The following is a 17,987-nucleotide window of genomic DNA, read 5'->3' as shown; positions in this document are numbered from 1 at the left end:
TCCGGATACCTCCGGACGAGCCGGTCGGGTTTGCGTGAGGTCCCACGCAGCGGTCATTGCGGGCTCGCCGCGCGGGTCGGTCGAAGGCGGCGATGAACGCCCGCACCGACGCCAGCGTCACCCGCCCGCGCGGGCGCGTCGGTGACTCCGCGCGCGTCGGTCGCGGCCGCCGCCGCAGCGGTGATCCCACGGCTTCGGTCGCGGCCGTCGGAACGGATTTCCGAGACTTCGTGACCGAGAGCGCCACCCCATCCACCTGAAGCTTTGCGCCCCGAGTTTCCGTCGCTCCAGCGACCAAAACTCGGGGCACAAGTGTCGCTGCTCGAGGCGCCGCCGCACGCCTCGTCCTTGCCGATCCGGGTGCTCACAGCCGGGCGCGCACACGACCGACCCGGCGAGCGTCGATCCATCTCCAGGTGACGCCAGGGTTCGCCCTCGCTCTATCGGCCGACGAACCGTCGTCGGAAGCGCCCGTTCACCGGGCACTTGGTACAACCGCCTCTCGGCCCCCACGCCCGGCTCAGATGAGGAGGGCCGCCGACGGCTCATCCGGGCAGTTCCCGGACGCCCGGCGTGGCCAAGCCTCATGTTCACCGGGCCGCCGGCCCCGTCGGATGGCCTAGAGACCATCCGACGGGACGGAAGTCTCGGTGAGCGGTGCAGGGCGGAGGGGACGAAGGCCCCGTCACGGGACTTACCGCCACGGGCTGTGGGTCTTTGCCGAGCATTCTGTTCGGCCTTGGGCTTCCGCCTGCGGGCTCGAGCTTCCACCTACCTGCGGTCTCGGGCCTCGACTCGCGGCCTCAGCCCGAGGGGGTCCGCCTTCCCGCTCGTAACGGCTCTGGCGCTCGTACATCTCAAGGCTCTTACGGGCAGCCTCTGGATATTTGCGGACAAGGCGGTCGAGCTGCGTTAGCTCGCATGCCGCCGTCGCGGCGGGCAGCCCGAGTCGGTCGATCGCGGCGTTCAACACCCGGACCGACTCGAGCGTCGCCCGTGCGATGGGGTCGGTGATCTCCGGCGCCTCCGTCACGGCCGCCGCCGGATCGGGATCGTGACGACCTGGCGGATGACGTCGACGAGGTCGTCGACCTCGTCCGGGGTGAGAACGCGCGCCGAGTCGTTCTTGGCGGCGATCGGCTTGCCCCAGGACCACCACCACCGGAGGTTCCCCTCACCGTCGGGACGGCATTCGACTTCTTCGGTGAGAAAGTGGCTCTGCGCGATGATTCGGACCTTTGCCCCGTACTGCTCGGCGGTCAGGCCGGCCTCCTGGCAGGCCTGTGTGAGCCACTTCGCGAATGCGCTTATCTCTTCGCTCGTGTGCGGCCTCATTGGCTAATCTCCTAGCGTGAGATCGGTGCTACACAGCGTGGCCGCAAGGGGATAGGCTGGGAAGTGCGAACCCACCGTCGCTTGCGCGTGAAGTCCCGAAAGCCATTCACATGAGGATGTGAACCCCCGATGGCACCGAAACGAGAGACAGCGCTCGACGCATGGGGTAGAGAGCTGGCCTATGCCTGCGAAGCGGCCGACCTGACCGGCAAACAACTCGCCGAGAGGCTGCATGTAGTTCCTTCGACGGTGAGCCAGTGGATGAACGGCCGCCGTACCCCGCATCTGGAGGATGTCGAGCGCTGTGATCAGGTGCTTGGTACCAACGGCTACCTCGTCCGCTACTTCAAACAGTGGGTTACGCCAGAGGTTCCCTCGGTATGGGCGGATCAATGGCGGATGGCCGAAGCTCACGCGAACATGATTCAGAGTTACGATGCCTCCGCGATCCCCGGGATACTTCAGACGCCTGAGTATGCGCGGGCGGTGATCGGGCTGAACCGTCACTCGCCGATCGATCTCGATGAGCGCGTGCATCGGAGGATCGAGCGACAAGCGATACTCAACGACCAGAACCCGCCGATGTGCATCTTTGTAATCGACGAGTATGCGCTGTATCGGATGTTCGGCGGCCCGAAGGTCATGATCGATCAGTTGGTGCGACTGCTCGACTATGCGACATGGCCCAACATCCTTATCAAGATCATACCGGAGGGAACCGAATATTACGCGGGTAGTTCGTTCATGATACTGAGGCTCGATGATGCCAATGTCGTAAACCTCGACGACGCTCTCAACGGCCGAATCATCGACGGCCGTGGTGAGATCGCGGAAGTGAACAAGATCTGGGAAGAGATTCGAGAAGTGGCGCTGCCGTGCAACCAATCCGTCGAATTGATTGAGAAGGCGATCAAGAAATGGGAAAGCTGACGTGGCGTAAGTCCTCCCGCACTGGCTCCAACGGGAATCAGTGTGTTGAAGTCGCCGTCGTTGAGAAGGGGGCTGCTTAGGCGTGGAAGGCGCCGGTGAGGGCGTCGGTGGCCATGGCGTGGAGGAGGGTGGCCATCGTGTCGCGGTTCAGTTCGCCGGTGCTGTGCGGGGTGGAGTTGAGGAGGCCGAACATCGCGTGGGTGGCGGCGCGGGCGCGGTCCTCGGCGGCGGTCGGGTGCATCAGGAGGAGCACGCGCACCCATTCCTCGGCGTAGGCGCGTTGCAGGCGGCGGATCTCGCGGCGTTCCGGCTGTGGCACGTTGCCCAGTTCGCGGACATGGACGGTGATCAGGGCCGGGTTGTCCAGGGCGAAGTCGATGTGCCAGCGGAGCAGGGCGTCCAGGGCCACGTCCGGGGTGTCGGCGGCGGCGACGCGGCGGCGGCCCTCGGTCAGCAGGCGCTCGCTGATGTCGACGAGCATCTCGACGAGGAGGGCCTCCTTGCCCCGGAAGTGCCGGTACAGCGCCGGGCCGGTGAGGCCGACCGCGCGGCCGAGGTCGCCGATGGACACGCCGTGGTAGCCGCGCCGGGCGAACAGCTCCGCCGCCGCGGACAGGATCTCCAGTCGGCGGGTCGGGGGAGCGCTGACCTCTGCCATGACACAAGTCTAGACGACGCCTGTTAACGTTGATTAACATCAGACTTGTTAACGATCGTTAACAGGAGGGCCTGTGTCGGAAGCTCCGCGGCTGGTGAGCCGCGTCGACGTGCGCGGTGCGGCGTTCGAGCGCAACGCCGAGGAGAACCTCGCGCTCGCCACCGAGCTGCGCGAGCGCCTGGCCCGCGCGGCCCAGGGTGGCTCCGAGCGCGCCCGCAAGCGGCACGTCGCGCGGGGCAAGCTGCTCCCACGGGACCGGGTGGACGCGCTGCTCGATCCGGGTTCGCCCTTCCTGGAGCTGTCCCCGCTGGCGGCCACGGGCATGTACGACGACGAGGCCCCGGCGGCGGGCGTCATCGCCGGCGTCGGGCGGGTCTCGGGGCGCGAGTGCGTGATCATCGCCAACGACGCGACCGTCAAGGGCGGCACGTACTACCCGATGACGGTAAAGAAGCACCTGCGCGGCCAGGAGGTCGCGCTGCACAACCGGCTGCCGTGCGTCTACCTCGTCGACTCGGGGGGAGCGTTCCTGCCAAAGCAGGACGAGGTCTTCCCCGACCGGGAGCACTTCGGCCGGATCTTCTACAACCAGGCGACGATGTCCCGGCAGGGCATCCCGCAGATCGCCGCCGTGCTCGGGTCGTGCACGGCCGGCGGCGCGTACGTCCCGGCGATGAGCGACGAGACCGTCATCGTCCGGGAGCAGGGCACGATCTTCCTCGGCGGCCCGCCGCTGGTGAAGGCCGCGACCGGGGAGGTCGTCAGCGCCGAGGACCTGGGCGGCGGAGACGTGCACTCGCGCGTTTCGGGCGTCGTCGACCACCTCGCCGACGACGACGCGCACGCGCTGCGCATCGTCCGGTCGATCGTCTCGACGCTGGAGCCGCCGGGCCCCGCGCCGTGGCCGACGATCCCGGCCGAAGAGCCCGCCTTCGACCCGGGCGAGCTGCGCGGCATCGTCCCGCCCGACTCCCGGACGCCGTACGACGTGCGCGAGGTGATCGCGCGGATCGTGGACGGCAGCCGGTTCCACGAGTTCAAGGAGCGGTACGGGCCGACGCTCGTCACCGGGTTCGCGCACATCCACGGGCAGCCCGTGGGGGTCGTGGCCAACAACGGCATCCTGTTCAGCGAGTCGGCACTGAAGGGCGCGCACTTCATCGAGCTGTGCGACCGGCGCTCGATCCCGCTGGTGTTCCTGCAGAACATCACCGGCTTCATGGTCGGCCGGGAGTACGAGGCCGGGGGCATCGCCAAGCACGGGGCCAAGATGGTCACCGCCGTCGCGTGCGCGCGGGTGCCGAAGCTGACCGTGATCATCGGCGGGTCGTTCGGCGCGGGCAACTACGCGATGTGTGGCCGCGCCTATTCGCCGCGCTTCCTGTGGATGTGGCCGAACGCCCGGATCTCCGTGATGGGCGGCGAGCAGGCCGCGTCGGTGCTGGCGACCGTACGCCGCGACCAGCTCGGCGACGAGTGGCCGGCCGCGGAGGAAGAGGAGTTCAAGAAGCCGATCCGGGAACAGTACGAGCGGCAGGGCAGCCCGTACTACTCGACGGCGCGCCTCTGGGACGACGGCGTGATCGACCCCCTCGACACCCGCCGGGTGCTCGGCCTGGCCCTCGCCGCCTGCGCGAACGCTCCACTCGAACCCGTCGGCTACGGCATCTTCCGGATGTGACCATGTTCAACTCCGTCCTGATCGCCAACCGCGGCGAGATCGCCTGCCGGATCATCCGTACACTGCGCCGGCTCGACGTCCGGTCCGTCGTGACCTACACCGACGCCGACGCGGACGCCCGGCACGTACGGGAGGCCGACGCCGCCGTACGGGTGGCGAGCTACCTCGACGTCGAGGGCGTCGTCGCGGCGGCCGCGCGGACGGCCGCCGAGGCGGTGCATCCCGGCTACGGGTTCCTGGCCGAGAACCCCGACCTCGCCCGCGCGTGCGCCGACCACGGGATCGTCTTCGTCGGCCCGCCGCCGGACGCGATCACCGCGATGGGCGACAAGATCCGCGCCAAGCGCACGGTCGCCGCCGCCGGTGTCCCCGTCGTCCCGGGTCGTGACGAGGCGGGGCTGAGCGACGAGGAGCTGGCCGCCGCGGCCATGGAGGTCGGGCTGAACGTCGGCGCGGCCGTACTGCTCAAGCCGTCGGCGGGCGGCGGTGGCAAGGGCATGCGCCGGGTCGAGGACCCGGCGGAGCTGCGGGACGCGATCGCGGCGGCCCGGCGGGAGGCGCGCGGGGCGTTCGGCGACGACACGCTCCTCGTCGAGCGCTACATCGACCAGCCCCGGCACATCGAGATCCAGGTGTTCGCCGACGCGCACGGGGGCGCCGTCCACCTCGGCGAGCGCGAGTGCAGCCTGCAGCGCCGCCACCAGAAGATCGTCGAAGAGGCGCCGTCCCCACTGCTCGCCGGTCCGGACGGTGAACGGATCCGGGCCGCGATGGGCGCCAGCGCCGTCGCCGCCGCACGGTCCGTCGGCTACGTCGGCGCGGGAACGGTCGAGTACATCGTGTCCGCCGACCGCCCCGGCGAGTACTTCTTCATGGAGATGAACACCCGGCTGCAGGTCGAGCACCCGGTGACCGAGGGCGCGGTCGCGATCGACGGCCGGCCGGGCCTGGACCTGGTGGAGCTGCAGTTGCGGGTCGCGGCGGGGGAGCCGCTGCCGTTCGGGCAGGACGCGGTGGCGTTCGACGGGCACGCGGTCGAGGCGCGGGTGTACGCCGAGGACCCCGCGCGTGGCTTCCTGCCCACCGGCGGCCGGGTGCTGCTGCTCGACGAACCGTACGGTCTCGACGTGCGGGTCGACTCCGGGCTGCACGAGGGCGCGGTCGTCGGCGGCTCGTACGACCCGATGCTCGCCAAGGTGATCGCCCGGGGGCCGGACCGCGCGAGCGCGCTGCGCCGGCTCGACCAGGCGCTGGCCTCGTACACGCTGCTGGGCGTCGGCACGAACGTCGCGTTCCTGCGATCGCTGCTGGCCGATCCGGACGTGGCCGCGGGCCGGCTCGACACCGGCCTGGTCGAGCGTCGTCCGGCCGACCCGGCGGACGGTGAGATCTCTGGGGACGTCCTGGCCGCGGCCGCGCTGGAGCGGATGCTCGCGCTGGAGACGCCCGACCCCGGCCCGTGGGACGTCCTGGACGGCTGGCGGCTCGGCGAGCCCGCCTGGACGACCTGGCGGATCGCCGGCCGCGAGGTGCGGATCCGCGGCCGCGCCGCCGACGCGCAGGTCTCGGTCGACGGCGGCGATCCGGTACGGGTCGCGGCCCGCCGCGACGGCGCGCACCTGCTCGTCGACCACGCCGGGGACCGTACGCGCTTCACGTGCGTCCGCGACGGTGACGTGTGCTGGCTCGGCCGGGACGGGCGGGTCTGGTCGCTGAAGGAGACCGAGCCGCTCGCCGCGCGGACCGCCGAGACCACCGTCGCGGCCGGCGCCGTGCGCAGCCCCATGCCCGGCACGGTCGCGGCCGTCAAGGCGGCCGACGGGGACGAGGTCGTCGCCGGCCAGCCGCTGGTGATCGTCGAGGCGATGAAGATGGAGCACACCGTCACCGCGCCGGTCGACGGCGTGGTCGGCGAGCTGACCGTCCAGCCCGGCGCGCAGGTCGCCCTGGACGAGGTCCTCGCCGTCGTCACCCCGAAGGGAGACTGAACGATGCGCGTGCCACTCGACGGGCTGCCCGCCAAGGTCACGGTCTACGAGGTCGGAGCCCGCGACGGCCTGCAGAACGAATCGGCGGTCGTCCCGGTCGAGGTGAAGCGGGAGTTCATCACCCGCCTCGCCGGGGCCGGGCTGCGGGTGATCGAGGCGACGAGCTTCGTGCACCCGAAGTGGGTGCCGCAGCTCGCCGACGCCGCCGAGCTGCTCGGCGGGCTGGAGCGCGCGGCGGGCGTCCGCTACCCGGTGCTGGTGCCCAACGAGCGCGGCCTCGACCGGGCCCTCGACGCGGGCGTCACCGAGATCGCGATCTTCGGCAGCGCGACCGAGACGTTCGCCCGGCGCAACCTCAACCGGACGGTCGACGAGTCGGTGGAGATGTTCGCGCCCGTCGTCGAGCGGGCCCGCGCGGGCGGCCTGGACGTGCGCGCGTACGTCTCGATGTGCTTCGGCGACCCGTGGGAGGGCGACGTGCCGATCGAGCAGGTCGTCTCGGTCGCCACCCGCCTCCTCGACCTCGGTTGCACGGAGCTGTCCCTGGGCGACACGATCGGCGTGGCGACTCCGGGGCACGTCACCGCCCTCATCGGCGCGCTGCTGGAGTCCGGCGTCGACGCCGGGCGGCTCGCCGTGCACTTCCACGACACCTACGGGCAGGCGCTCGCCAACACCCTGGCCGCGCTCCGCCGCGGCGTCACCACCGTCGACGCCTCGGCGGGCGGCCTGGGCGGCTGCCCGTACGCCAAGAGCGCGACGGGGAACCTGGCCACCGAGGACCTCGTGTGGATGCTCGACGGTCTGGGCATCGAGACCGGCGTCGACGTACGCCGCCTCGCCGAGACGAGCCTCTGGATGGCCGAACGTCTCGGACGCCCCAGCCCGTCCCGCGTCGTCCAGGCCCTGTCCCGAGAACAAGGGAGCGAATGATGATCGGATTCACCCTCGACGAGGAGTACGAGGCGCTGCGCCGTACCGTCGAGACCTTCGCCCGGGACGAGGTGGCGCCGGTCATCGGCGACTACTACGAGCGGGAGGCGTTCCCGTACGAGATCGTCGCCCGGATGGGGAAGATGGGGCTGTTCGGGCTGCCCTTCCCCGAGGAGTACGGCGGGATGGGCGGTGACTACTTCGCCCTGTGCATCGCGCTGGAGGAACTGGCCCGCGTGGACTCCTCCGTCGCGATCACGCTGGAGGCGGGTGTCTCCCTCGGCGCGATGCCGATCCACCGGTTCGGCACCGAGGAGCAGAAGCGCGAGTGGCTGCCCCGGCTGTGCTCGGGTGAGCGGCTGGCGGCGTTCGGGCTGACCGAGCCCGGCGGCGGCACCGACGTGCCCGGCGGCATGCGCACCACCGCGCGCCTCGAGGACGGGCACTGGGTGATCAACGGGTCGAAGGCGTTCATCACGAACGCGGGCACCGACGTCACCGCCGCGGTCACCGTGGCGGCGCTGACCGGCGACGGCGAGATCTCCACGATCATCGTGCCGTCGGGCACGCCGGGGTTCACCGCCGGCAAGAAGTACTCCAAGGTCGGCTGGTCCGCCTCCGACACCCGGGAGCTGTCCTTCGACGACGTCCGCGTCCCGGAGGAGAACCTCGTCGGCGAGCGCGGCCGGGGCTACGCCCAGTTCCTGCGGATCCTGGACGAGGGCCGCATCGCCATCGCCGCGCTGTCGGTCGGTCTCGCCCAGGGCTGCGTGGACGAGTGCCTGAAGTACGTGCGCGAACGCATGGCGTTCGGCCGCGCGATCGGGGAGTACCAGGCGATCCAGTTCAAGGTCGCGGACATGGAGACGCGGGCGCACACGGCGCGGCTCGCCTACTACGCGGCGGCGGCGCGGATGCTCGCCGGCGAGCCGTTCAAGAAGGAGGCGGCGATCGCCAAGCTGGTCGCCTCCAACGCCGCCATGGACAACGCCCGCGACGCGACGCAGATCTTCGGCGGGTACGGCTTCATGAACGAGTACCCGGTCGGCCGCTTCTACCGAGACGCCAAGATCCTGGAGGTCGGCGAGGGCACCTCCGAAGTCCAGCGGATGCTCATCGCCCGCCACCTCGGCCTCCCCGCCCGCTGACGCCCGCCACCGCCGGCTCATGCCCATCGACTTCCATGACAACGCCAACCGCTTCACCTACGCGGAGCGCGAGGTGCGCGCGGACTGGACGGCCGCCATCCGTTCCCTGGTCGAGCCGGCAGGCCGTCACGTGCTCGATGTGGGATGCGGTGGCGGCGTGTACAGCCCGGCCTGGCTGGGCCTGGGCGCCGCCTCTGTCATGGGCGTGGATTTCTCCGCCGCGATGCTTTCCGCCGCACGAGAACGGCTCGGCGGCTTGGCGGGGCTCACGTTCCACCAAGGCGATGCGCTCGCCACCGGGTTGCCGGACGGCTGCGGCGACATCGTCTTCGAACGGGCCTTGATCCATCACGTGGCCGACCTCGACGGATGTTTCGCGGAGGCGTATCGGCTGCTGGCATCCGGCGGCACCCTGATCGTGCAGGACCGGACGATCGAGGACGTCGACCGGCCGGGTAGCCCGACACACCTGCGCGGCTACTTCTTCGAGCGCTTCCCCTCTCTGCTCGAGGTCGAGCGCGGCAGGCGGCCGGCAGCGGCGGCCGTGGAGCAGGCGATGCGCACCGCAGGCTTTGGCCGCCTACGTACTCTGTCCCTGCGGGAGGTACGCCGTGAGTACGCGGACAAGACCGAGGTGCGCGCGGACATTCTGGCGCGTACAGGCCGTTCGATCCTGCACGAGCTGAGCGACGCCCAACTCGTTGAAATCGCCGACTACATCGATGAGCGGCTACCGGACGGCGAACCGATCCGCGAGGCCGACCACTGGACGCTGTGGGCGGGGACACGTCAGGCCGAAAGCCTGGCATGACAACCGGCGACTCCCGGCGGCCGTCCGGATCGGTAGTCATCTCATCGCCCAGGGTAGGGATCGGAGTGTGAGCCCGGGCAGAGCGCCCGGGCCGAGGGGGCTCCGGAGAGGACGGCGATGGGCGAGGTCAGGCGTGCGATGCTCGCGGTGGTCGTAGCGCTGGCCGCCACCGGCTGCGGAGGCGGGGACGGCGGATCGCGTACGGCTTCGTCACCTCGGGCGAGAGGCGGCGCCCCGACGGGGCCGACGTCGCCGGCCGCCGCACCGGCGACGCGGCCGGCCGATCCGATGCCGCCACGTGGATCGCCGCCCTGGCCGGTGCCGCGGACCTCGGCGGGGTCCGGCACAGGGCTGCCCCGCGCGGCGAACGGCACCGATCTCAGCGCCTGCCGGAGTGGACGATGCGAGGTACAGGTGTCTCCGCACGATCGCATCCCGGTGCCGGCCCGGGTCGGTGTGAACGAGCTGAAGGTGACCTCCATCGCCGGCGAGGGCATCAGCTTGCGGGGGACCGCCCCCGGCACGTCCCTCAGCGTCCAACTGGCAGGGAACGCGGGCGCGACCTCCGTGATGAACGGCCTTGCGATCACACTGGTCGCGATCGCCGGCGGCAAGGCCGTCCTGCGCATCGCTCCGGCTCGAGAGCGGTGACGCAAGAGCCCGCGCGTTCCACACCGACCCCGTCACCGACCCCGTTGGCGGGCCGCGTCGCGGACGCTCAGGGGTGCAGGACGACCTTGTTGCACTGCTCCTGCTTGTCGCGGAAGATCTGGTAGCCGTGCGGGGTGTCGTCCAGGCTCATGTGGTGGCTGATCACGAAGCTGGGATCGATGTCGCCGCGCCGGATCCGGTCCAGCAGGGGCCGTAGGTACCTCTGCACGTGGCACTGCGCGCCCCGCATGGTCAGCGACCGGTTCATGAACGAGCCCATCGGGAACTTGTCGACCAGCCCGCCGTAGACGCCGATCACCGAGATGGTCCCCCCGTTGCGGCAGGACATGATCGCCTCGCGCAGGACGAACGGCCGGTCGGTCTCCATCCGGGTGGCCTGCTTGGCCCGGTCGTAGGCGTACATCGGCGTGGCGTGGTGGGCCTCGGCGCCGACCGCGTCGATGCAGGAGTCCGGGCCCCGCCCGCCCGTCATGTCGCGCAGCGCGTCCGGGACGTCGATCCCCTCCTCGTAGTCGAGCGGTTCGGCGCCCATCTCCTCGACACGGCGCAGCCGGTACGGGAACCGGTCGATCGCGATGACCCGTTCGGCGCCCATCAGGAACGCGCTGGCGATCGTGAACTGGCCGACCGGACCGGCGCCCCACACCGCGACGACGTCACCGGGCTTGATGTCCGCCATCTCCGCCCCGATCCATCCGGTCGGGAAGATGTCGGACAGGAACAGCACCTTCTCGTCCGGCAGGTCGTCCTCGATCTTGATCGGGTTGACGTCGGCGAACGGCACCCGTGCGTACTCCGCCTGCCCGCCGGGGAAGCCTCCGAGCATGTGGCTGTAGCCGTAGATCCCGGCCGGAGAGTGCCCCATGAGCTTCTCGGCCATCCCCGCGTTGGGGTTGGAGTTCTCACAGATCGAGAACAGCTCGTGCTCGCAGGCCCAGCAGTTCCCGCAGGCGATCGGGAAGGGGACCACCACCCGGTCGCCCGGCCGCAGGTTGCGGACCTCCGGACCGACCTCCACGACCTCGCCCATGAACTCGTGGCCGAGGACGTCGCCCTTCTCCATCGTCGGGATGAAGCCGTCGTACAGGTGCAGATCGGATCCGCAGATCGCCGTCGAGGTGATCCGCACGATGGCGTCGTGGCTGTTGAGTATCTGTGGGTCCGGGACGTCCTGCACCTTGACCTTCCCGCGGCCCATCCAGCAGTTGGCTCTCATCGCAGTCCTCCTCTCACCAAGGGCTGGGCCGGACGTCGCCTGAGCTGCCGCTTCGTGAGCGTCCCCTCCGGCGCGCCCTCGGAGCGGACGACCTCGCCGGTCTCCATGACCTGCTTGAATCTGCGCAGGTCGTCACGGACCAGCTGGTCGGGGTGCTCGCCCAGGAGGCGGGTGAACGCCGCGGCGGCCGCTCCTCCGGCCGGCGCGTAGTGCAGCGTGATCCGGACCTCCGTGCCCCGGTCGCCGGGCGCGTCGGTGAAGCGGACCGTACCGCTGTTGCCGGCGATGATCCCATGGGTCACGTGCCAGGCGATCAGCTCGTTCGGGCGGTCGTCGATGATCTCGGCCTCCCACTCGACGGTCCTGCCCAGGGGACCCGTGGCCCTCCAATGGGAGTGCCCGTCGCCGAGGTCACGGACGGTGACGAGGTGGATCATGAACTCGGGGAGGTTCTCCACGTCGTGCCAGAAGTGATAGACCTCGTCGCGCGGCCGGTTGACGGTGATGGCGGCCTCCACGGTGCTCCTGCGGACGCGCTCCAGATCCCGGCGCCGGGTCCCGCGCACCGCGGCGTACAGGTCGACCGCGGTGATCCCGACGACCCCCGCGGTCACCGCCAGGACCCGATTGCGTCGGATGCCCGTCCGGTTCGAGGCCGCCAGGCCCAGGGCGGTCAGGTCCAGGACGCCGCCCGCGACCCGGGTCCACACGAGCGGGGCGGGCAGGCGGCTGCCCAGCAGCAGCGCCGCGTGCGCCAGCTCTCGTACGCCCACCAGGCGCACCATCGCGCGCGCCGTCCTCGAGTCGTCCAGGCCGCAGATCCGGCTCACGACATCGGAGGCGGTCAGCGGTGCGATGCCCAGTCCGAGGCTGGCCAGTCCTAGGGTGCGAGCGAGACGGTTGGCTCTGCGCCGATCTTCATCAGTCATGATTTCACCTGCCGATTCGCCGTGATCGCGGCAGGTTCGCCGCGGTCGGCCGCGGCTCAGGTCGTCGGCCCACGGCCGGAGGCGCTCCAGAGAAGAAATGGAGCCTACGAATCCCGGCCCTACCCCCCGTTATGTCGGTTTAGTGGGTGGTTTGCTTAAAGATCGGCTAATCCGCGGTCACCGGCGCTCGGCCACCAGGAGCATGAAGATCGCGGTTGGGAACCCCGTCCGCCACCACGGGTCGTTCTCGAGCTGCTCGTCCGTCGGGTGCGGCTCCCGCAGGTCCGCGATGACGAACCCGGCGTCCCGGAGGGTCCTGGAGTAGAACTCCAGCGGGCGGAGCCAAGAAGTGATCTTCGAGGGCGAGCGGAGCCCGTCGACCATGAAGTGCTGATCGATGCCCCGCCCGGCGAAGTACTCCGTCGCGGGCACGCTCGTGCTCGCGCCCCGCTCGGCGTTCCCGGTGTAGAAGCAGGGGTGCAGCGTGAGGATCACCAGCCGCCCGCCGCTCCTGAGCACCCGGCCGAACTCCCGGATCGCCCGGGAGGGGTCGTGCAGGTGGCTGAACAGGTGGTTGCACACCACCAGGTCGAAGGACTCGTCCTCCAGCGGCAGCGCGTCGACGCTCGCCCGGGTGAACGAGGCGGCACCGGCGCCCTCGACCGGCAGGCCGTCCGCGGCGTCGATCAGACCCTGGCAGGCGTCGACGCCGATGACCTGGGCGCCACGGGACGCCAGGGTGCGGGCGAGGTACCCTTCGCCGCAGCCGGCGTCCAGGACCCGCAGGCCCGCGCAGCGGCCGACCGCGTCGAGGACGGCCCGGTCGGTCAGCTCGGTGCGGTACCGGTCACGGCGCTCCCGGATCACCTTCACCCAGTAGTCGGTGTTCGCCTCCCACCGCTCCCGGGTCAAGTCTGCGACGTCTTGGTACGTCCTGCCCATTCGTCCCCCCTCTGGCATGGTCACACCACGCCCTTGAGCTGCCGCACCAGATCATTGCAGGCGGCCCGGATTCGTTTGTCCCGGCAGCCGGCGGCGCGTTGCTGGAGTGTCGTGATCAGTTCGGTGATCCGCCGCCCGAAGGTCGGGTCGCGGCGAAGCGCGAGCGGAAGGTACGTCGACACGAGGTAGTACAGGTACGCGTCGTTGTAGGTCTTGATCTCCCGCAGCACCTCGACCGCGGTGTTCCGCAGCAGGAGTGAGCTGGGCAGGGTGAAGTCGGAGCTGATCCGGCCGTCCCGCGTATAGGTCGGGAAGGACCATTCCTCCAGCGCGGCGTACACCGGTGTGCGCTCCAGCTCCCGGCGGTACTTCTCGGCGAGCTCCACGTCATTGGAGCTGATCAGCGCTCCCATCACCACCCCGCGCATCATCAGGGCGCTCTGGCGGCCGGGCGTCTGCAGCGCCAGGTCGGCGTCCGGCGGGCCGGCCACCTTGCTGACCTGGTGGGTGAGGATGTTGAGGGTGAGCAGCGAGTGGAACGAGTAGGTCTTGCGGCCCAGCCGCGGGGCCAGGTCGATCGACGCCTCGACGAGGGGTCGCGGGTCGCCCAGCAGACCACGTCCCGGCTCGGCGGAGAACAGCGCCTCCAGCGCGCGGTCCTGCTCCCGGCCCCAGAAGCGGGCGAGGTAGGAGGAGACCCGCTGGCTCGGGCCGTCGCGAACGATGTACAGCGCGGCCTCGAGGGCGTTCAGCAGGAGCTGGCGGGAGACCGTCGAGTTCTCCAGCGCGTCCAGGTTGACGGCCAGCCCTTCGGCCTGGAGGTTGGCGATGAGCGTCGTGCGCCGTTTCAGCAGCGCGTGCGCCATCGCGTATTCGGCGATCCCCGGCACCGACGACATCAGGCTCTGCAGCGACCGGCCGCTGACGCGATCCAGCCAGTCGCCGTTGTCCCACAAACGGAAGATCGTGCTCTCGTCGAGCCCGGAGAAAACCGCCACATCGGACATCGTCAGCCCGATGTCCTGCGCGATTTGGGAGAGAGGCTTCGGGTCGCTTTCGGCTGGCATCACGCGCTCGGGAGGTCGCACTCGCTGGCGCACCGATCCTATCCGGCATCTGCAGATAGCACGATGATTCAGCCCGAATCACAATGGAACCGCGCCACCCCGGCGGTCCGGTCCTCAACGCTTTCGGCCCACGCAGCCGATGAGGGGCACGGCGTCGGCCGCGTCCGGCTCTCCTCCGGAGCGCGACAGCGGGAGGCCCGCCGGGTAGGGGGCGACCGGATCGAGGCCGTGGGCGATCCGCGCGATCTCGAAGCGGCTGCGCGGGATGAACGAGAGCCCCGCCTCCTCGTACAGGTCGGCCACCGCCTCCAGGTCCGGCGTGCGCTCGACGTGGGATACCACCACGTGGCTGCCGGTGGGCAGGTAGCGCACGAGCTCGTCCACGATCCGGCGTGGGTTCCCCGGCACGAAGGGCAGGACGTTCAGCAGGAACACCGCCACCGGCTCGGTCAGGTCGAGCAGCCGCAGCAGGTCCGGATCGCCGAGCACCGTCGACGGCTCACGCAGGTCGGCCTCGTACACCCCGACACCGCCGTCCACGGCCATCAGGGCACGCGCGTGGGTCAGCACCATGGGGTCGTTGTCGACGTAGGCGACGCGGCAGTCCGGGTCGATCTCCCGGACGGTCTCGTCCAGGTTGATCTCCGTGGGCAGCCCGCAGCCGATGTCGAGGAACTGCCGGATGCCCCTCTCCTCGGCCAGGAAACGGGCCGTACGGTGCAGGAAGCCCCTGTTCACCTGCACCAGCCTGGCGATGACGGGCGCCTCGCGCAGCGCGCGTTCGGCCAGGTCTCGATCGACCGCGAAGTTGTCCTTGCCGCCGAGGTAATAGTTGTCCACGCGGGCGACGTTCGGCGCGGCCGCGTCGATCCCGCTCGCGGAGGCGTCTTCGTACGCCTCCTCCGGTTCGTACGGCCACGCCCGATCGAACGCTGAGCGCCGCATGCTGACGACCGATCCCATGACAGACAGCCTTACGCGTCCGAAGAATTCCGTCATGGGTGCTTGCGTGCGTGCAAAACCCCCATGGCACGCTGCGGCTTGACCGGTGTGGGGCCGTTCCGATGAGCCGGAGCCGGCTGAGGGGCCCGGTAACGGGCTATCTGTGGCTGGAGAAAGGCCGTTACCGAAATACGCGTTTCTCAGGTCCGGTCGGCGCGGAGGTCCTGCGGGGCCTGCCAGGCGCGGGCGGCGAGCTGAAGATTGAAACAGACGTCCGGGTCGCCCAGATCGCACCGGACGAGGGTTCGGCGGCCGCGCCGACCACCGGATGGCCCCGGTGGTCGCCCCAGGCTGCGCAGCGGGTATGTCCACTTTTATGGCCACTCTGCGCTCACGGGCCGAGACGCGGCACCACGCAAGGACGGTGCGCGGCCGCGGACGGGCGTGGGACGCCATCACGGCACTGGTGCGGTCGGCCCAGGCCGGGCGGTCCGGCGTCGTGCTCATCGAGGGCGAGGCGGGAACGGGCAAGAGCCTCCTGCTCGCGAGTGCCGCCCGCACGGCGGCCGAGCTGGGGCTCTCGACGGCGGCCGGCGGAGTGGGGGAGTTCGGAGAGGCGGCGCCGCTCGAGCCACTGCTGTCCGCGTTCGCCGGCCTGGCGGCCGCGGGCGACGCGGGGCCGGGCGGCAGGCCGGGCCGGCGACTGCGGATCGTCGGCGAGCTTCTAGCCGAACTGGAGCGACGCGGCGGCGAAGGACCCGTGCTGGTGAGCGTGGACGACCTGCAGCGGGCCGATCCGGCCACGCTCGCGGCGGTGCACACGCTGACGCGCACGCTCGTCTCCTGTCCCGTCGTATGGCTGCTGGCCCGCCGTACGACCGGCGGCGTCATCGGGGCCGGCCGCCTGTTCGACCTGCTCGAGCGCGACGGCGCGACGCGGATCACGCTCGACCCGTTCGACGACGCGACCGTGCGGGAGGTCGTGATCGACATCCTGGGAGCGGTGCCCGACCCGGATCTGCTGGCGCTGGCGGCGGAGACGGGCGGCAACCCGGGCCTGCTGACCGAACTGCTGACCGGGCTGCGCGACGAGGAGACGGTACAGGTCGTCGACGGGCGCGCGCGCCTGGTGACCCCCCGGATCCCGCGTCGGATCCGCGCCGACATCAGGCACCGGCTGGGTCAGGTCAGTCCGGGAACGCGCCACCTGTTGAGCGTGGGTGCGGTCATCGGGCGCTCGTTCTGCCTGGAGGACACCGCCGCGGTGCTCGGCACGACACCGGCCGCACTGCTGCCCCAGCTCGACGAGGCGTTCGCCGAGGGTCTCCTCGTCGCCGCGCCGGAGGAACTGGCGTTCCGGAACGGCCTGCTGTGGCAGGTGGTCACGGACGCGGTGCCCGCGCCGATCCGGCGGGCGCTGCACCGGCAGATCGGGGATCTTCTGATGGAGCGGGGCGGCAGCGCGGTGCCGGCCGCCGCCGCACACCTCGTGCAGGGGGTCCGGGCGGGCGACCCCCGTGCCTTGGCCGCCCTCGACCGGGCGGTCGCCGAGGTGCTCCTGGACTCGCCACGGGCCGCGGCGGCACTGGCCGCGCACGCCCTCCGGCTCACCGACCCGACCGATCCGGCCTGGCCCACCCGTACGGTGACGGCCGTCCGCGCCCTGAGCATGGCGGGCCGGCTGCAGGAGGCCCTCGATCTCGTGGGCTCGGCACTGATGACGCCCCTGCCCGGCGAGACGTCCGTACGGCTGCGGTGCCTGCGATCCGCGATCCTGCCCCTGACGGGCCGTACGGGGGAGGCCGCGACCGAGGCGAGCACACTCCTCGCCCTTCCTGGGCTGTCCGGCGAACTCCGCGACGAGGCCGAGCTCGTGCTGCTCAACGCGCAGGCGGGCATGGGCGACGACAGGGGCGCCCGCGCCCACGCCGAACGGATCGTGTCCGCGGCGCAATGCCACGGCGATGCCCTGCTCACCGGTGCGCTGATCACCCTCGCGCTGTCGGAGTGGGGCTCGGGGCGGCTGACCGACGGGTTGCGGCTGGCTCGCGAAGCCGTACGGCACGCGATGTCGGCGGACGCCCGCCGTCTCCATCCCCAGATGATCCTGGCGATGCTGCTGATCGACGTTCTGCGGATCGAGGAGGCTCGCGCGGTGATGGAGAGCGCGGGGGAGGAGGCCGAGACCGCCGGCCACCTGGCCTGGGCGGCGGCGCCCGCGGTCCTTCGCGCCCGCATGCACCTGGCCGCGGGGCGGTTCCACGCCGCCGCCGCCGAGGCAGAGGCGGGCCTGGCGATCACCAGCCCGCTCGGACCGCACGTGCTCACCTCGCACCTGCTCTCGGTGCTGGCCACAGCGACGCTGCGGGCCGGTGACCTGCGCGCGGCCCGGAGCTACGCCGAAGGAGAGCGGCCGCCGCTGTGCCACTGCGGCTCACCGTACGCCGACGCGCGGCTCCTCCTGGCCCGGGCGCAGGTCACCGTGGCCAGCGAGGGAGCGGCCGCGGCGGCGGAGACGATCGGACGGCTCTGCGACGATCTCGCGACGCGCCGCTGGACGCTGATCAGCGAACCCACCGCGGCGCCGTGGCTCGTACGGACGGTGCTCGCCCTGGGCGACCGGGCGCGGGCCCGGGCGGTCGTCGCGACGATGGACCGGCTGGCCGGCGACCATCCCGCCTTCGCCGGTGTCGGTGTCACCGCCGCGCACGCGCGCGGCCTGCTCGACCGGTAGG

General features: G+C 70.9%; 16 protein-coding genes. 9 read left to right on the top strand and 7 right to left on the bottom strand.

Annotated elements, in window-relative coordinates; translation table 11 throughout:
• Positions 1-1,029: 1,029 nt before the first annotated feature.
• Positions 1,030-1,335 (bottom strand): hypothetical protein, encoded by a 306-nt coding sequence (locus AB0K82_RS20660; RefSeq protein ID WP_364399030.1) that lies wholly within the window; start codon positions 1,333-1,335, stop codon positions 1,030-1,032.
• 129 nt (positions 1,336-1,464) lie between these two features.
• Here AB0K82_RS20660 and AB0K82_RS20655 point away from each other — a divergent pair, with 129 nt between their 5' ends.
• Together AB0K82_RS20655 and AB0K82_RS20650 are read left to right on the top strand one after the other, a co-directional pair.
• A complete protein-coding gene (locus AB0K82_RS20655) occupies positions 1,465-2,265 on the top strand; it encodes a helix-turn-helix transcriptional regulator (protein WP_364399029.1) in 801 nt (266 codons plus the stop codon).
• On the top strand, positions 2,253-2,345 hold the full coding sequence (locus tag AB0K82_RS20650) for a DUF397 domain-containing protein (protein ID WP_364399027.1): 93 nt from the start codon (positions 2,253-2,255) through the stop codon (positions 2,343-2,345). Before AB0K82_RS20655 ends, AB0K82_RS20650 begins: the two co-directional genes overlap by 13 nt.
• Here AB0K82_RS20650 and AB0K82_RS20645 read toward each other — a convergent pair.
• Positions 2,342-2,923, bottom strand: coding sequence for a TetR/AcrR family transcriptional regulator (locus AB0K82_RS20645; RefSeq protein ID WP_364399025.1), 582 nt, complete (start codon positions 2,921-2,923; stop codon positions 2,342-2,344). The genes AB0K82_RS20650 and AB0K82_RS20645 overlap by 4 nt on opposite strands.
• Positions 2,924-3,032: 109 nt before the next feature.
• On the opposite strand from AB0K82_RS20645, the gene AB0K82_RS20640 reads away from it, so the two are divergent.
• The 6 genes from AB0K82_RS20640 (at position 3,033) to AB0K82_RS20615 (ending at position 10,135) form a co-directional block, all read left to right on the top strand.
• Positions 3,033-4,604, top strand: a complete 1,572-nt coding sequence (locus AB0K82_RS20640) for a carboxyl transferase domain-containing protein (protein ID WP_364399205.1) — start codon at positions 3,033-3,035, stop codon at positions 4,602-4,604.
• A gap of 2 nt (positions 4,605-4,606) precedes the next feature.
• The gene (locus tag AB0K82_RS20635; protein ID WP_364399203.1) at positions 4,607-6,592 is read left to right on the top strand and encodes a biotin carboxylase N-terminal domain-containing protein; all 1,986 of its coding nucleotides are present in this window, start codon (positions 4,607-4,609) and stop codon (positions 6,590-6,592) included.
• A 3-nt stretch (positions 6,593-6,595) separates the two neighbouring features.
• Positions 6,596-7,525: a hydroxymethylglutaryl-CoA lyase gene (locus AB0K82_RS20630; RefSeq protein ID WP_364399023.1), complete on the top strand. Its 930-nt coding sequence runs from the start codon at positions 6,596-6,598 to the stop codon at positions 7,523-7,525.
• Positions 7,525-8,673 carry an acyl-CoA dehydrogenase family protein gene (locus AB0K82_RS20625; RefSeq protein WP_345363067.1) on the top strand — a complete coding sequence of 383 codons (1,149 nt, stop codon included), beginning with the start codon at positions 7,525-7,527 and terminating at the stop codon, positions 8,671-8,673. The genes AB0K82_RS20630 and AB0K82_RS20625 overlap by 1 nt, the downstream gene beginning before the upstream one ends.
• 19 nt (positions 8,674-8,692) lie before the next feature.
• Positions 8,693-9,484: a class I SAM-dependent methyltransferase gene (locus AB0K82_RS20620; protein ID WP_364399022.1), complete on the top strand. Its 792-nt coding sequence runs from the start codon at positions 8,693-8,695 to the stop codon at positions 9,482-9,484.
• 414 nt (positions 9,485-9,898) lie between these two features.
• On the top strand, positions 9,899-10,135 hold the full coding sequence (locus AB0K82_RS20615; protein WP_364399020.1) for a hypothetical protein: 237 nt from the start codon (positions 9,899-9,901) through the stop codon (positions 10,133-10,135).
• Positions 10,136-10,202: 67 nt separating this feature from the next.
• On the opposite strand, the gene AB0K82_RS20610 is transcribed toward AB0K82_RS20615, so the two are convergent.
• From AB0K82_RS20610 to AB0K82_RS20590, 5 genes are all read right to left on the bottom strand, one after another.
• Positions 10,203-11,372, bottom strand: a complete 1,170-nt coding sequence (locus AB0K82_RS20610) for a zinc-dependent alcohol dehydrogenase (protein WP_364399019.1) — start codon at positions 11,370-11,372, stop codon at positions 10,203-10,205.
• A complete protein-coding gene (locus AB0K82_RS20605) occupies positions 11,369-12,301 on the bottom strand; it encodes an SRPBCC family protein (RefSeq protein WP_364399017.1) in 933 nt (310 codons plus the stop codon). The genes AB0K82_RS20610 and AB0K82_RS20605 overlap by 4 nt, the downstream gene beginning before the upstream one ends.
• A gap of 177 nt (positions 12,302-12,478) precedes the next feature.
• The gene (locus AB0K82_RS20600; RefSeq protein WP_364399016.1) at positions 12,479-13,243 is read right to left on the bottom strand and encodes a class I SAM-dependent methyltransferase; all 765 of its coding nucleotides are present in this window, start codon (positions 13,241-13,243) and stop codon (positions 12,479-12,481) included.
• A gap of 20 nt (positions 13,244-13,263) precedes the next feature.
• Positions 13,264-14,241 carry a hypothetical protein gene (locus AB0K82_RS20595; RefSeq protein ID WP_364399015.1) on the bottom strand — a complete coding sequence of 326 codons (978 nt, stop codon included), beginning with the start codon at positions 14,239-14,241 and terminating at the stop codon, positions 13,264-13,266.
• 183 nt (positions 14,242-14,424) lie between these two features.
• Positions 14,425-15,273: an SAM-dependent methyltransferase gene (locus AB0K82_RS20590; RefSeq protein WP_364399014.1), complete on the bottom strand. Its 849-nt coding sequence runs from the start codon at positions 15,271-15,273 to the stop codon at positions 14,425-14,427.
• Positions 15,274-15,676: 403 nt separating this feature from the next.
• Here AB0K82_RS20590 and AB0K82_RS20585 point away from each other — a divergent pair, with 403 nt between their 5' ends.
• Entirely contained in the window at positions 15,677-17,986 is a 2,310-nt protein-coding gene (locus tag AB0K82_RS20585) for an AAA family ATPase (protein ID WP_364399012.1), read from the top strand.
• The last annotated feature ends 1 nt before the right edge of the window (position 17,987 follow it).

Source organism: Actinoallomurus sp. NPDC052274, assembly GCF_040679475.1.
Classification (GTDB): domain Bacteria; phylum Actinomycetota; class Actinomycetes; order Streptosporangiales; family Streptosporangiaceae; genus Actinoallomurus; species Actinoallomurus liliacearum.
Note: the sequence above shows the minus strand (reverse complement) of the source record. Positions and strands in the feature narration are given on the sequence as shown.

What these genes read in the sequence shown, in the direction of transcription:
- AB0K82_RS20660 (WP_364399030.1), bottom strand. Translation starts at nt 1,335, where the DNA reads ATGAGGCCGCACACGAGCGAAGAGATAAGCGCATTCGCGAAGTGGCTC.
- AB0K82_RS20655 (WP_364399029.1), top strand. Translation starts at nt 1,465, where the DNA reads ATGGCACCGAAACGAGAGACAGCGCTCGACGCATGGGGTAGAGAGCTG.
- AB0K82_RS20650 (WP_364399027.1), top strand. Translation starts at nt 2,253, where the DNA reads ATGGGAAAGCTGACGTGGCGTAAGTCCTCCCGCACTGGCTCCAACGGG.
- AB0K82_RS20645 (WP_364399025.1), bottom strand. Translation starts at nt 2,923, where the DNA reads ATGGCAGAGGTCAGCGCTCCCCCGACCCGCCGACTGGAGATCCTGTCC.
- AB0K82_RS20635 (WP_364399203.1), top strand. Translation starts at nt 4,607, where the DNA reads ATGTTCAACTCCGTCCTGATCGCCAACCGCGGCGAGATCGCCTGCCGG.
- AB0K82_RS20630 (WP_364399023.1), top strand. Translation starts at nt 6,596, where the DNA reads ATGCGCGTGCCACTCGACGGGCTGCCCGCCAAGGTCACGGTCTACGAG.
- AB0K82_RS20625 (WP_345363067.1), top strand. Translation starts at nt 7,525, where the DNA reads ATGATCGGATTCACCCTCGACGAGGAGTACGAGGCGCTGCGCCGTACC.
- AB0K82_RS20620 (WP_364399022.1), top strand. Translation starts at nt 8,693, where the DNA reads ATGCCCATCGACTTCCATGACAACGCCAACCGCTTCACCTACGCGGAG.
- AB0K82_RS20610 (WP_364399019.1), bottom strand. Translation starts at nt 11,372, where the DNA reads ATGAGAGCCAACTGCTGGATGGGCCGCGGGAAGGTCAAGGTGCAGGAC.
- AB0K82_RS20605 (WP_364399017.1), bottom strand. Translation starts at nt 12,301, where the DNA reads ATGACTGATGAAGATCGGCGCAGAGCCAACCGTCTCGCTCGCACCCTA.
- AB0K82_RS20600 (WP_364399016.1), bottom strand. Translation starts at nt 13,243, where the DNA reads ATGGGCAGGACGTACCAAGACGTCGCAGACTTGACCCGGGAGCGGTGG.
- AB0K82_RS20590 (WP_364399014.1), bottom strand. Translation starts at nt 15,273, where the DNA reads ATGGGATCGGTCGTCAGCATGCGGCGCTCAGCGTTCGATCGGGCGTGG.